This window comes from Streptomyces sp. DSM 116793 (assembly GCF_057320905.1).
Genome location: NZ_CM170494.1, coordinates 2,049,542 through 2,062,567, shown reverse-complemented (window position 1 = coordinate 2,062,567; position 13,026 = coordinate 2,049,542). Strand labels below are relative to the sequence as shown.

At 72.5% G+C, this 13,026-nt stretch carries 14 protein-coding genes; 5 read left to right on the top strand and 9 right to left on the bottom strand.

Annotated elements, in window-relative coordinates; translation table 11 throughout:
- Positions 1 to 136 precede the first annotated feature (136 nt).
- Together ACSMXW_RS08630 and ACSMXW_RS08625 are read right to left on the bottom strand one after the other, a co-directional pair.
- Entirely contained in the window at positions 137 to 1,453 is a 1,317-nt protein-coding gene (locus tag ACSMXW_RS08630; protein ID WP_485804911.1) for an NAD(P)/FAD-dependent oxidoreductase, read from the bottom strand.
- A gap of 137 nt (positions 1,454 to 1,590) precedes the next feature.
- Positions 1,591 to 2,178 carry a CGNR zinc finger domain-containing protein gene (locus ACSMXW_RS08625; RefSeq protein ID WP_485804910.1) on the bottom strand — a complete coding sequence of 196 codons (588 nt, stop codon included), beginning with the start codon at positions 2,176 to 2,178 and terminating at the stop codon, positions 1,591 to 1,593.
- 126 nt (positions 2,179 to 2,304) lie between these two features.
- Here ACSMXW_RS08625 and ACSMXW_RS08620 point away from each other — a divergent pair, with 126 nt between their 5' ends.
- Positions 2,305 to 3,309: a zinc-dependent alcohol dehydrogenase family protein gene (locus ACSMXW_RS08620; protein ID WP_485804908.1), complete on the top strand. Its 1,005-nt coding sequence runs from the start codon at positions 2,305 to 2,307 to the stop codon at positions 3,307 to 3,309.
- Between the two features lie 76 nt (positions 3,310 to 3,385).
- On the opposite strand, the gene ACSMXW_RS08615 is transcribed toward ACSMXW_RS08620, so the two are convergent.
- On the bottom strand, positions 3,386 to 3,595 hold the full coding sequence (locus ACSMXW_RS08615) for a DUF397 domain-containing protein (protein WP_485804907.1): 210 nt from the start codon (positions 3,593 to 3,595) through the stop codon (positions 3,386 to 3,388).
- Positions 3,592 to 4,467 carry a helix-turn-helix domain-containing protein gene (locus tag ACSMXW_RS08610; protein WP_485804905.1) on the bottom strand — a complete coding sequence of 292 codons (876 nt, stop codon included), beginning with the start codon at positions 4,465 to 4,467 and terminating at the stop codon, positions 3,592 to 3,594. The genes ACSMXW_RS08615 and ACSMXW_RS08610 overlap by 4 nt, the downstream gene beginning before the upstream one ends.
- 154 nt (positions 4,468 to 4,621) lie before the next feature.
- Here ACSMXW_RS08610 and ACSMXW_RS08605 point away from each other — a divergent pair, with 154 nt between their 5' ends.
- Positions 4,622 to 5,065 carry an ATP-binding protein gene (locus ACSMXW_RS08605; protein ID WP_485804903.1) on the top strand — a complete coding sequence of 148 codons (444 nt, stop codon included), beginning with the start codon at positions 4,622 to 4,624 and terminating at the stop codon, positions 5,063 to 5,065.
- Positions 5,066 to 5,418: 353 nt separating this feature from the next.
- On the top strand, positions 5,419 to 6,270 hold the full coding sequence (locus tag ACSMXW_RS08600; protein WP_485804901.1) for a DUF3152 domain-containing protein: 852 nt from the start codon (positions 5,419 to 5,421) through the stop codon (positions 6,268 to 6,270).
- A gap of 122 nt (positions 6,271 to 6,392) precedes the next feature.
- Here the strand turns inward: ACSMXW_RS08600 and ACSMXW_RS08595 are convergent, their stop codons facing one another.
- The 3 genes from ACSMXW_RS08595 to soxR all read right to left on the bottom strand — a co-directional run bounded on the left by ACSMXW_RS08595 (position 6,393) and on the right by soxR (position 8,543).
- Positions 6,393 to 7,142, bottom strand: a complete 750-nt coding sequence (locus ACSMXW_RS08595; protein WP_485804899.1) for a class F sortase — start codon at positions 7,140 to 7,142, stop codon at positions 6,393 to 6,395.
- Positions 7,143 to 7,161: 19 nt separating this feature from the next.
- Positions 7,162 to 7,671: a hypothetical protein gene (locus tag ACSMXW_RS08590; protein ID WP_485804897.1), complete on the bottom strand. Its 510-nt coding sequence runs from the start codon at positions 7,669 to 7,671 to the stop codon at positions 7,162 to 7,164.
- 413 nt (positions 7,672 to 8,084) lie between these two features.
- On the bottom strand, positions 8,085 to 8,543 hold the full coding sequence (gene soxR / locus ACSMXW_RS08585) for a redox-sensitive transcriptional activator SoxR (protein WP_485804895.1): 459 nt from the start codon (positions 8,541 to 8,543) through the stop codon (positions 8,085 to 8,087).
- A 64-nt stretch (positions 8,544 to 8,607) separates the two neighbouring features.
- Between soxR and ACSMXW_RS08580 the strand changes: the two genes are divergently transcribed.
- A complete protein-coding gene (locus ACSMXW_RS08580) occupies positions 8,608 to 9,252 on the top strand; it encodes an NADPH-dependent FMN reductase (protein WP_485804893.1) in 645 nt (214 codons plus the stop codon).
- A 627-nt stretch (positions 9,253 to 9,879) separates the two neighbouring features.
- The gene (locus tag ACSMXW_RS08575; RefSeq protein ID WP_485804891.1) at positions 9,880 to 10,599 is read left to right on the top strand and encodes a PhzF family phenazine biosynthesis protein; all 720 of its coding nucleotides are present in this window, start codon (positions 9,880 to 9,882) and stop codon (positions 10,597 to 10,599) included.
- Here ACSMXW_RS08575 and ACSMXW_RS08570 read toward each other — a convergent pair.
- The gene (locus ACSMXW_RS08570; protein WP_485804889.1) at positions 10,584 to 11,702 is read right to left on the bottom strand and encodes an alpha-hydroxy acid oxidase; all 1,119 of its coding nucleotides are present in this window, start codon (positions 11,700 to 11,702) and stop codon (positions 10,584 to 10,586) included. The two genes, ACSMXW_RS08575 and ACSMXW_RS08570, sit on opposite strands and share 16 nt — an antisense overlap.
- The gene (locus ACSMXW_RS08565) at positions 11,699 to 13,009 is read right to left on the bottom strand and encodes an MFS transporter (protein ID WP_485804887.1); all 1,311 of its coding nucleotides are present in this window, start codon (positions 13,007 to 13,009) and stop codon (positions 11,699 to 11,701) included. Before ACSMXW_RS08565 ends, ACSMXW_RS08570 begins: the two co-directional genes overlap by 4 nt.
- Positions 13,010 to 13,026: the final 17 nt, after the last annotated feature.

Sequence of the window (13,026 nt, the reverse complement as noted above, 5' to 3'; positions counted from 1 at the left end):
GGTGCCCGGCGGCGTCCGCGCGGTGCCCGGCGGCGTCCGCGCGGGGTACGGCGGCCTCCGCGCGGGGTGCGGTGTCGCTGCCGCCGTCGCCGTCGCGGTGGGCGCCGGTGAGCGTGTTCGAGTCCGTGCGCATGGCTCAGAAGCCTCCGTCGTTGGTGAGCAGGTGGAGCAGCGGGGCGCCGTTGCCACTGCCGCCGGCGTCGTCGTAGAGCACGTCGTCCGCCTCCCACGCCCGGGCCAGCGCGCCGACGGTGCCGAGGTCGCCAAGCAGCACCCCGCCGGCCAGCCGGTCACCGCGGACGACGACCTTGCGGTAGGTGCCGCGGGTGGCGTCGGTGAGCTGGACGACGTCGTCCCCGGGCCGCGGCTCGACGTCGCCGAACGCGGCCAGCTCCAGGAGGCGGGCGGGGGCGGCCGGGTCCGCGAGGGTGAGCCGGGTCAGGGCGCGGGTGCCGCGGTAGCGGACGGGCGGGTGCGCGGGGCCCAGCACACGGGCCAGCAGCTCGGCCTGGTCGAGCGCCTGGGCGGCGAGGCCGGGCACCTCGCCCGCGTGCTCCGCGCAGTCGCCGAGGGCGCGGATGTGCGGGTCGGAGGTGCGCAGTTCGCCGTCGACGACGATGCCCCGGTTCACCTCCAGGCCGGCGTCGGCGGCGAGGCCCGTGCGCGGGCGTACGCCGCAGGCCAGCACCAGCAGGTCGGTGCCGAGCACATAGCCGTCCGCGAGCGCCACGTCCCGTACCGCTCCGTCCGTGACGCCCACGCCGCGCACCCGGCAGCCGGTGTGCACCTCCACGCCGAGTCCCGTCAGGTGCCGGTGCACCAGCCGCGCGGACGCCTCGTCGAGCTGGCGCTCCATCAGGTGCTCGGCCTGCTGGGCCAGCACCACGGAGGCGCCCCGGCGGGCCAGCGCACCGGCCGCGGAGACGCCGAGCAGGCCGCCGCCCACGACCACCGCCCGGATCCCGGGCCGCGCCGCCGCGGACAGCGCCAGGCAGTCGTCCAGCGTCCGGAAGGCGTGCACCCTGCGCGGCAGCGCGGTGGCACCCGGCGTGAGCAGGCCGCGCAGCGGCGGGAGCACCGGGTTGGAGCCGGTGGCGAGGACCAGCGTGCCGTACCGGACGGCGCTGCCGTCCGCGCAGTGCACCGTCCTGCGGTCGCGGTCGATCCGGACGGCGCGGGTGCGCAGGAAGGTGCCCGGCGGGGTGGGCAGCGCGATGACGTCGGGCCCGTAGCGGCCCGCGAGGACCTCGGCGAGGAGGACGCGGTTGTACGGGGCGTGCGGTTCGTCGCCGATGAGGACGGGGGCGGGGCCGGCCTGAGGCGCGGCGCCCCGGAGTTCGGCGAGCCGCTGCGCGAGGCGGACACCGGCCAGGCCCGCGCCGACGATCACGACGGGCGCGGGGGGCTCGGGCTGGCGCCCCGGTATGGCGTACGGGCGTGGTTGCGGCGGCATGCCCCGAGCGTGCGGCGCGGGTGTTACCCGGCAGGATCACGTCTGTTTCCCGTGCGGAACGCTGCGCTCAGCGACCGGAGGTCCGGGATGTGAGGTCCCCGCGCGGCCGGGACGCCGCCACGGGCGCCGTGAGCCGGTCAGCCCTCGCCGCCGGGCGACCGTCTCGCTCTGCGTGCGCGATAGGCGGCCACGTTGGTCCGGTTGCCGCACACCTCGTAGGAGTGCCAGCGCTGTGTGCGGCTCCGGGTGGTGTCGTAGAAGACGTGGTTGCACAGGTCGTTGGCGCAGACGCGGATACGGGACCAGGATCCGGAGGCGACGAGCTCGGCCACGGTGCGTGTGATCCGCCCTGTGAGCGGGTCCCCGGACGTCTGGCGCAGCTCCACCACGCCGGGTGCGGAGAAGATCTGCTGGAGGGTGACGCCCGAGGCATGGCGGGTGAGCCGCGCCCACCCCTGTGCGGAAGCGCTCTCGTCGTCGGCGGCGACGACGGTCATGAGGTCGGCCCTCAGGTCCCGGATCCGGTCGAGCTGCCCGGGCGACAGGGAAGGAACGTCGCCCGGTGGGACGAAGTGACTCAGGACCTCTCCGGCCGTGTCCGGGTCGCACAGGGTGTCCGGCAGCAGCGGGGTGGCATGCGGCCGTGAGTTGAGCAGGGCCGTGATCGCCTCTGCGCCGGCAGGGACACCGGTCCCCGCCGTGCCCGGAGCATCCTGCGTCGCCATGCCGACACCGTACCGCACATGGTCTATTGAAAAAAGACCTTTACAGCCGAGGGGGTGTGAGGCTAGAAAGTAATCGTCTAATCGGTAATGCCTATTACGGGCCGTCTTCAAGGTGTGTGCTCCACGATGAGTCAGCTCTTCCTCAACGCAGTCGGTGGCGACCTCGGCGAAACCGTGTCGCTCGTCACCGACCCTGATCTCTCCCTCGGCTCGGGTGACCTGCTCGTGGCCGTCGAGGCCGCTCCCATCAACAACGCCGACCTGCTGTTCACCGCGGGCTGGTTCTCGGTGCAGCCCCGACCGCCCCACGCCCTCGGCGCGGAAGGCGTCGGCCGGGTGCTGAAGGCGGGGCCGGGGGCCGACCAGGCGCTCGTCGGCCGCCGCGTCGTCATCCTGCCGACGTTCGTCAGGGGGACCTGGGGGGACCAGGTCGTCATCGCCGCCCGGGATGTCGTCGCCGTGCCCGACGGGGCCGACGCGCTCCAACTCGCCATGCTGGCGGTCAATCCCGCCACCGCGCGCGCACTCCTCAACGACTACGTGCCGTTGCGGCCCGGCGACTGGATCGGGCTGAATCTGGCCAACTCCGCCGTCGGCCAGTATGTGATCGCCCTGGCGAAGCAGGCGGGCATCAAGACCCTCGCCGTCGTACGGCGGGCGGACGCCGCCAAGACGGTGCAGGAGCTCGGCGCCGATCTCGTCGTCGTCGACGGCGACGGTCTCGGCGGCCGGATCGCCGAGGCCCTCGGCGGTGCACGGCTCCGGCTCGTCCTGGAGGGCACCGGGAGCACCGAGCAGGTGGCCGCGCTGACGCCGTCGCTGGAGTCCGGGGGCACCGTGGTCGTGTTCGCCACCGCCACGGGGCAGTCGCCGGCACTGCCGATCGGCGACCTCATCTACCGCGGGGTGTCGCTGCGCTCCTTCTTCATTCTCAACTGGCTGCGCGACACGCCGCGCGGGGAACTGGAGCAGGCGTACGCCGAACTCGCCGGTCTCGTCGAGCGCGGCGTGCTCAAGGCGACGGTCGAGGCCACCTATCCGCTCGACGACTTCAGCGAGGCGCTCGCCCACGCGGCCCGCCCGGAGCGCTCCGGCAAGATCCTCTTCACCCCGGGGCGCCGGCGCGCGTAGGGGACGGGCCCGCACCGTGCGCCGGCGCGCCCCGCTTCCGGTGACGACCGGATGCGGGGCGCGCCGCCGTTGCGGGTCAGCTCTCCGAGGTGTACGTCACGAAGTGCGCCCAGGCGTCGGGTGTGAGGGCCAGGCGGGGGCCTTCTGTGTTCTTGGAGTCGCGGACGTGGACGGTGCCGGGCGCTATAGCAACCTCCACGCAGGACTCGCCATTGGTGCCACCGCTGAAGCTGCTCTTGAACCACGCCAGTTCGGAGGCGTCCCCGGCGGGTGCCTTGCGGATCATTTCTCTCCCAGCATTGTCTCGATGAAGGCCATTGACTCTCTTGGCGTGAGAGCCTGCGCCCGGATGGCGCCGTATTGCAGCTCCAGGATCCGGAGCTGCCTCAGATCAGAGACGGGGCGGCCATTGAACGCGCCGTCGCCGCGCCCCACTGCCGTACCGTCGGGAAACTTCAGCAGCTCGATCCTGCCGTCCAGTCCCGGGTGGGCCTCCGTGTTGGTCGGCATCACCTGAAGCGTGACGTTCCACAACCGGCCGACGTCCAGCAAGTGTTCGAGCTGCTGTCGCCACACCATTGTGCCCCCAACCTGCCGGCGCAGAGGTGCCTCTTCCAGCACGAAGTGGATCGACGGTGCCGGGTCGCGGTCGAAGACCGCCTGCCGGGCCATGCGAGCCGCGACCATGCGTTCCACATCGTCTGGCGAGTAGGGTGGTTGCGCAGCCTCGATCACGGTCCGTGCATGCTCGGGCGTCTGCAACAGCCCGGCGATGAAGTTGCACTCGTACACGTTGATCTCAACCGCCTTGGCCTCCACCTTCTGCAGATCCCGAACCTTCTTCGGGTACCGGACCCGCCGCACGTCCTCCTTCATCGCCGAGATCAACCCGTCCGCCCCCAGCACCTCGTCCGCCTTGTCCAGGTACTCGGGCCGGGGGATCCGCTTGCCGCCCTCGATCTTGTACACCATGTCCTCGCCGTAGCCGACCGCCGCCCCGAACTCGGCGGCCCGCATCCCGGCGGCCTCCCGGCGCAGCTTCAACTGCCGTCCCACCGTGGCGATCACGGCGATGCCCCAGTCGTCGTCCGGGTCCACCTCCCAGCCCGGCTCGTCCGTCTCGTTCCGAAGCTGTACCGCCTCGCCGTCCACCGTCATGGGTGCCCCTCCGTTGTACCGCGTCGTACCGCGACGCCTTACCCGTACCAACCGTCCAGACAGTCCGGACAGCACCGGACAAGATCCCGACGGTCACCGTACGCAACCGTTCCGTCACGCATCACGGTAAGCAGAGTCGGACACCCTGAGTGACGTGAATCAGGAAATCGGCGAGACCACGGCAGACATCGACCATGCCGTCCTCCACTTCAGCGTCCAGTTGTCCTCCACGCCGCGCGGCGCCCGCCTCGCCCGGCTGCTCGTGGACGAACAACTCCGGCACTGGGAGATCCCGTCGGAAGCCGCCGTTCATCTCGTGGCCGAGCTGGCGGCCAACGCCGCCACCCACGGCCGGGTCGCCGGCCGGGACTTCCGCCTCACGCTGGCCGTGCTCGGGGGCGACACCCTCCGCATCGAGGTCACGGACACGCGCCCGGAACGCCTGCCCAGGCTCGAACACGCCGCCCCGGACGCCGAGTCGGGCCGCGGCCTGCTCCTCGTCGACGCACTCGCCGACCGCTGGGGCGCCACCGAGGGCCCGTTCCCGCGCAAGACCGTCTGGGCCGAACTGCGCGTGCGCGCGCACCGGCACCGGTGAATGCGGGAGGCCGCGCTGAACCCCCACGAACGGCGTGAGGCGGGTCATACGAGCAACCAGGCAGGTGATACAGCGTCGACGTAACGCCGATACAACCCTCTGATTTCCTCCTTCGTGTGGCGGGCCCGCCCGAAAAGCAGTCCGAAACGACCGCTGTAACGGCTTGGTCATCAGTTGGGCCCACGGCCATCGCATGGCCGCACGACTCTGACCTGTGAGAGGTCCCACCGTCAGGCCGGTCCGCCGGCGGCGCCGGCAAGGTGCGGTCGCACCCGTGCGGCCCTGAACCACCACGCGCGAGCGATGCCTCGGCCGGCGGGGATCTCCGCGCGTTGACGAAGAGGGGTTCTTCCATGGTGCAGCAGCACAGGTCTCCGTCCCGGCGCCGGGGCCGTGGTTCTCGGCGTGCGGGCCGCGGCAGACCGCGCCGGCCGCGAACGCTCTTTCTCGGCGGTCTCCTGGCGGTGGTGCTGATCGCGGGGAGCGTGGCCTTCCACCACTGGTTCGGCGCGGGCCCCGCCGAGACGTATGCGGCGGCCCCCTCCGTGCGGCCCACCGCGTGGCCGGCCGCACGCCCCTCCGCGTGGCCCGCCGAACGGTCCAGCCCACGGCCCAGCCCCACCGCGATCGACGTCCCCGCGACCGGACCCGGCACCTTCCGCACGGCGCGGGCCACCGGCACGGTAGTCGGCCATGGCCGGCAGGTCCTCCGCTACATGGTGCAGGTCGAGAAGGGCATCGACATATCGCCGGGGCAGGCGGCCGACGAGATCGCCGGCATACTCGCCGACCCCAGGGGCTGGACCCGCAACGGGGTTTCCTCGTTCCGGTTGGTGAGTTCGGGGCCCTACGACCTCAAGGTGAGGATCGCGACACCGGGAACGGCGGACGCCCTGTGCTGGGAAGGCATTCACCAGGACACCGAAGGTGAGTACGACTGCGAGGTGCCCGGCGGGGTCGTGGTGAACCTCAAGCGCTGGGTCGAGGGCTCGCCCACGTTCGACGGTCCGATCCACGACTACCGGGCACTGATCATCAACCACGAGATGGGGCACTTCCTGGGCCACCAGCACGAGGCCTGCCCGGGCCCCGGGAAGCTCGCCCCCGTGATGATGCAGCAGATCAAGGGCTTGCACGGGTGCGTCGCCAACGCCTGGCCCTACGACAAGAACGGCCACTACATCTCCGGGCCGCCCGCACAGTGACACTCGCGTCCCACGTCGGACGGCGAGGACGTTCGGACCCGGAGGACCCCACCGCGGTGTGCGGCGGACACGTCACCGTCGTCGAGGTCTGACCCCGGGCCGGCCGGGGTGGGGCGGCCTCCTCACAGACGCCCGCGCCCCGCCCGCCCCACAACCGTCCCCGCACCCCGCCCGCCGCCCGGCCGTGACCCGGTCAGCCGGGCGCCGCCCACGCGCGCCCCCGTGAGGTGGGCGAAGACGACGACGTTGCCGCGGTAGCCGGTCCGCTCGGAGTAGGCGCCGCCACAGGTGATCACGTGCAGTTCGGGGCGCGGCGCCGGCCCGTACACCTTCTCGTCCGGGAAGTCGCGCGCGTCGTAGACCGCCACCGCGTCGACCGTGAACAGCGCCAGGACGCCGTCCCGCCGTGCCACCTCGACGGTGCTGCCCCTGCGGAGCGCGCCCAGGCGGTAGAAGACGGCGGGGCCTTCCGCGTTGTCCACGTGCCCGGCTATGACGGCGGTGCCGGTGGCGCCGGGCGGGGTGCCGTCCCGGTACCAGCCGGCGAGGTTCTTCCGCTGCGGCGGCGGCACGGCCAGGCTTCCGTGGCGGGTGAGGCCGAGGCCCGTCAGCGGGGCGTCCACGCCGATCGCGGGGATGCGTATCCGCTCCGGCGGGGCGGGCGCGAGCGGCGCGGCGGCGCCGGAGGACGCCTCGCGGCCGGGCGAGCGGGCGGCGGGTGACCCGCCCGGGGGCGCCGGGGACGAGGGGGCCTCGGCCGCCGGCGGCTGCGGTGGCGGATGCCCTTGTGCGCCGCTGCCCAGCAGCCAGACCCCCGTGCCGAGGGCGGTCACGCTGACCACGGATATGACTGCGGTGCCGGTCCTGGCCACGCCGCTCACCCGGCCCGCGTCAGAGCGCGTCGCCGCGCACCCGGCGGTGCAGCAGCCAGGTGCCGCCCGCGGCCGCCACGCCGAGGGCCGCGATGCCCCCCGCGGTGCGCACCGGGTCGGGGCCCAGCGCGCCGCCGAGGCCCGTGGCCACATGGCCTTGGGGCTGCGGCCCGCGCTGGGCCGCCGCCAGGGAGATCGCCAGGTCGCCGCTGACCCGGGTGCGGTTCTGGCAGGTCGCGACGATCTCGTAGGTGCCGGGCTGCGCCGTGCGCGGCACTGTGAACCGGCCCGTCTGCCGCCCCGCGCCCGGCGCCAGCGTGAAGGTGCCCGCGCCGACCGCGCCGGCGTCACCCGTCGCCGTCCCGTCCGCTCCGCACGCCGCGGTGTGCACCGTGACCGTGGCCCCCGGCGCGGCGCTCAGGGGCGACACCTCCAGGGTGTCGGAGCCGGCGGCGGTGGCGGGCGCCGCGGTGAGACCGGTGACGGCGGCGGCCAGGACGGAACCGGTCAGCAGGCGTGCTGTGCGCATGTGCGTGCTCCTCCCGTATGGGCGCGGCCCGCGGCACCCCCGAGGTGCCGCCGCGTCGGTCGCGCCCCTGCCCTACCGAGGTAAGTGCCAGTCGGCCGCGGCCGCCTCCCGGGTGCCGCCAAAAGGCCCGCGGCCGCCCGGGGCCTGACGCCGCGCCAGGTACGTTCTCGCAGGTCACCCGTGCTCCGGCGGGCGCAACCCGAAGGGACCCGGCACGCGTGTGAACGGGTGACCCGCACCCTCGTCCGCCACGCCGGTCGTCGATCGGCCGAGTGTGTCCTCGGTCGGCGGCGTCGGTCCCCGGCCGGTCGGGTTCGCCTCCGGTCGGCGGTGTCGGTCCTCGATCGGCCGAGTGTGTCCTCGGTCGGCCGTGTCGGTCCCCGGCCGGCCGGGTCCGCCCTCGGTCGGCCCGCCTACTCCTCGATCAGTCGGCGCGGGCCGGGGCCGTGGGCGGAGAGCTCGTCGTACGGGTTGGACAGGGCGCAGCGGTCCAGGGAGAGGCAGCCGCAGCCGATGCACTCGGTGAGGTTGTCGCGGAGCCGCTGGAGCGTCCGGATCCGGGCGTCGAGGTCGGCGCGCCAGCACTCGGAGATCCGGGCCCAGTCCTCCCGGGTGGGCGTCCGGTCGTCCGGCAGCAGGCCCAGCACCTCGCGGATCGCGGCGAGGGAGATGCCGAGCCGCTGCGAGGTGCGGATGAAGGCGACCCGGCGCAGGGTGTCACGGCTGTAGCGGCGCTGGTTGCCGGAAGTGCGGCGGCTGTGGATGAGGCCTTCGCGCTCGTAGAACCGCAGGGCCGAGGGGGCGACGCCGCTGCGCTCGGCCAGCTCGCCCACGGTGATCTCCTTGGCGTTCGGTGCGAGGTGCGTCGACATCCCGCCAATGTACTCCCGGACGCGGCTTGACCTGAACCTTACTTCAAGTTGAATGCTCTTCCGCATGACCACCACTGCCACCGTGACGTCCACGTCCGCCACCGCGACGTCCGCCTCATCGTCCGTCCCGCCCACCCCCGTCCGGGTCGCCGTCGTCATCGGCAGCAACCGCGACGGGCGGTTCGGCCCCGTGGTCGCCGACTGGCTGCTGTCCCGGCTGCGCGACCGCGCCGACCTCGACGTCGACGTGGTCGACCTGGCCGCGGCCGACCTCCCCACGGCGCTGTCCTCCCGGCCCACCCCGCAGGTGTCGGCGGAACTCGCCAAGGTCTCCCCGAAGCTGGCCGGCGCCGACGCGTTCATCGTGCTGACCCCCGAGTACAACCACTCCTATCCCGCCGCCCTGAAGAGCCTCATCGACTGGCACTACTCGGAATGGCAGGCCAAGCCGGTCGCGCTGGTCTCCTACGGGGGCGTGTCCGGCGGGCTGCGCGCCGTCGAGCACCTGCGGCAGGTCTTCGCGGAGCTGCACGCCGTCACGGTCCGCGACACGGTCTCGTTCCACAACGCGGGCAGCCACTTCGACGAGGAGGGCCGCCACCGCGACCCGGCCGCGGCGGACGCCGCCGCCCAGCGCATGGTGGACCAGCTCGTGTGGTGGGCCACGGCCCTCCGCACGGCCAAGGAGACACGCCCTTACGGAAGCTAGCCCTACACCGGGTTCGCGCTGCGTCTTCCGAAGGACATTCAATGAAAACTGCCACCGGCTTACGTTCCGGCGGAGTGCTCTGGGCGGCTCCGTTGGTCCTTCTGCTGACGGTCTTCTACTACAGAGCCGGAGAAACGCATCCACCGTCGGAATTCCACGGTTGGGCACCCGCTCTGGTGGCCTCTCCGTTGACGATGCCTAACGACGACGAAACAACGACCAGCTCAGGACACGAACCACTGCTGGAGTATGAGACCCACCTCCGGCAGGCCGCCGAAACCTCAGCACACGGCCCGGGCGCCACCCCGGATGGTTCTCAAGACCAACACCGACTCACCGAGGCACGAGCGCGGAGGAGGGGGTGCAGTGTCCATCCGGCCCATCAGCAGTCCCCGCTGACTTCTGCCTGTCATGAGAGACACCAAGGCCGCCAGCCCGGAACAGTGGCATCATCTCGATGGCGCAAATTCCGGAGATGCCCCGGCATGTCGTCGGTGAACCGCCAAGTCGCCCGTGAACTGCGGTTACTTCTTCGTTCTGAACGGCTTCTGCCTCACCTGTCGCCGCAATACACCACACCTCCTACCAACTTGACCAAGTACTACTGGAAGCCGATACGGTCGGGCCATGACTGACTGCTGGATGGTGAGGGCGTTCGTGAACGCCGAGGGCGCACACGGCAACCCGGCCCTGGTGGTGGCCGAACCGGAAGGGGCTTCGGTCACTGCCGCGCAGCGTCAGGAGCTGGCCACTCGGTTGGGTATCCCGGCCACCGTGTTCATCAGGGACACCAACCGGGGCCGCATCAGCATCCATAGCTCCTACGGTCAGCCGATCCGCTTCGGTGGCCACCCCCTGCTGGCCACCGTCGAGGCGCTGCACAGCATCGGCAGCACCCCGCGGGAGCTCATGCCCGACGCAGGGCCGGTTCCGTGCCGCAGGGACACCGATGGCACGGTCTGGCTGACCGCACCCGCAGCTTGGTCGAAGCCCTGGCGCCACTACCGGATGGCCGACGCGGCTGAGATCGACGCCCTGACCGGTCTGCCGGACGGCGAGGACTTCACTCAGGTGTGGGCCTGGGAGGACGAAAGGGCCGGTCGCGTGCGCGCCCGGTTGTGGGCGCCCCGGATCGGCAAGGGCGAGGACGAGGCGTGCGGAAGCGCCTCCATGCTGCTGACCCAGAAGCTGGGCCGCGGCCTGGAGGTGCTGCACGGCCGCCACCGCGCCGTCATCCGCACCCGGCCGGTGGACGAGACCCACGTGGAGCTGGGCGGCCGCTGCGCAGTCGCCCGGCCCACGGCGCAGCTTCGCGACGCGGTGGCCGCGCTCTACGCCGGTGGGTGAGGCACGAGGAGGTCAGGTGTGAGATCGGCGAGGCGCGCGGCCCCCGTCAAGGCCATGGCGAGCTCCGTCTCCCTGCGCAGCGCCCGCATCACGTCCCGCACCCCTTCCCGCCCTCCGACGGCGAGGCCCCACACGTACGGGCGGCCAACCGCGACGGCCGTGGCACCGAGGGAGATCGCCTTGACCACATCCGTGCCCCGGCGTATCCCGCCGTCCAGGACGACGGGAACCCGGCCGTCCACCCGTGCGGCGACCGAGGGCAGCACGTCGAGGGTCGGCCGGGCGGTGTCCAGGTTGCGACCACCATGGTTGGAGACCCACACGCCGATGCCACGCTCGGCGGCCCGCCCGGCGTCGTCCGCCCGCTGGACCCCCTTGGCCAGCACCGGCAACTCGGCGACGTCCTGAAGCCACTCCAGGTCGTCCCAGGTCACCGAGGGATCGATGCGCGGATCGTGGATGCCGCTGCCGGAGACCGCGTGTGCCGGGGCCTCGGCGAGGTTCGCGGGACGCCCGTGCGAGGGCAGCGCGAAACCGTTGCGCAGGTCCCGCTCGCGCCAGCCGGTGACGGGTGTGTCAACCGTGACGACGCAGGCCCCGGCCCCAGCCGCACGGGCGCGTCGCACCAGGTCCGCGGTGAGACCGCGGTCCCGCTGCACGTACAGCTGGAACCACCACGGTCCGCGCGCTGCCGCGCCCACCTCCTCGATGGTCCGGGACGAGAAGGTGCTCAGCGTCATCAACGTGTCGGCCTCGGCCGCGCCCCGCGCCGTGGCGATCTCACCGTCGGGATGAAACAGCCCGTGCGCGGCCGTGGGAGCGAGCAGGATCGGTGAGTCCAGCGCGGCGCCGAACAACGAGCAACGCGTCTCCACCCGCGTGTGGCCGGTCAGGACCTGAGGGGCCAGCGCGGTGCGCCGGTACGCGCGCTCGTTCCAGGCCACGGTGTGCTCGTCGGCGGCCCCGCCCTCCAGGTAGTCGAAGACCGGTGCGGGTACCACCGTCCGCGCCGCCCGCCGGAAGTCCTCCAGGTTGAGAAGCGTCCCGGATGGGGCACGCGGTGGCGTGCCGAGGGTCGGGGTCGCAGGAGCGAGGTCGTTCATGTGGGACTCACCGAACTTTCGGCGACGGGGGACGGGGCCGCGGCCGGAGTGGTGCCGGCCCGGACGGCCAGGGCGTGGCGCACCGCCGTGCGCGACACCGCGGCCGCGGTTCCGAACGCGGCGGCGAGGACTGGCCAGCCGAGCAGCCCGGCCGGCAGTAGGACGATCACCAGCAGGCTGGGGCCGATCACCTTCTGGCCGGTGAGGGCGAGACTGAACGCACCGAGATAGCGGGCCCGGGCGGCCTTCGGGGCCAGCACCGCGGACAGCTCCCAGGCGGCCACCGACTGGAGGTTCTCCGCAACCGTGAGCACGACGGTCGCCGCCAGCGCCAGGACACCCGCGACGATCGCGCCGGGCGCGGCCTGCGCAAGGGCGAAGAATCCACAGCTCACCGCGAGGAGCGCACCGGACGCCACCAGGAACCGCGCCGCGGCTGCTGGTTCGTCCACATGGCGCGCGATCAGGACCTGGAGACCCACGGTCAATACGGTGTTGACGACCATAAGGAGCGGGACCCAGGCGGAGGGGATCTCGGTGTACTTCATCACCCAGATCGGCAGCAGTACGAGCAGCACGGTGTCGTAGAGCGACAGAACGCCGTTGGCCAGGGTGAACAGCATGAACCAGCCGTCGCGGAACGGGGACCGCACCGCCGGTGCCGATTGCTCCTCGACGGCGGATCCAGGTCCCGGCGGCCTGGGCGCGGGGGGCAGCGAGGTCCGACCGCTGGCGCGGTTCACCGCGATCCGCACGGTGAGCGCGATCACGAGGAACGACAGCCCGTTGCCGAGGAACAGGGCGACGAACGCCGCCCGGCTGTCGGCTGCGAAGACACCGCCGGCGAGCAGGATCCCCACAGTGAAACCGATGTTCCGCACGGCGCGGATGGAGGCCATCGTGCGGGTGCCGTCGTGCCCGTCGACCAGCGTGGTGACGACGGCCTGCTGGATGGGGGTGCTGGCCCGGTCGAGCGCGGTCAGCGCCACGGTGAGTACTAGGTAGGGGGCGAACTGGGTGGTGAAGGCGTAGCAGCCGTAGCCCAGGCCGCGCAGCACCAGCAGCGCGATGTAGAACCGGCCGGAGCCGAGCCGGTCCGCGAGTCGGCCCAGGGGTACCGGGGCGAGCAGGGCCAGGGCGCCGGCGAGCGTGGACGCCCAGGCGATGCGGTCGGCCGCGAGCCCCACCACGCCGACGAAGTACAGCGTGGCGGAGCTCATGAACATGCCCGTACCGAGCGCGTCCACGAAGGACCCGGCCACCAGGGTCCGGCCGGCCCGGCCGGGGGGCAGCAGCAGGGCGGCCACGCGGCCGGCCGCCCTGC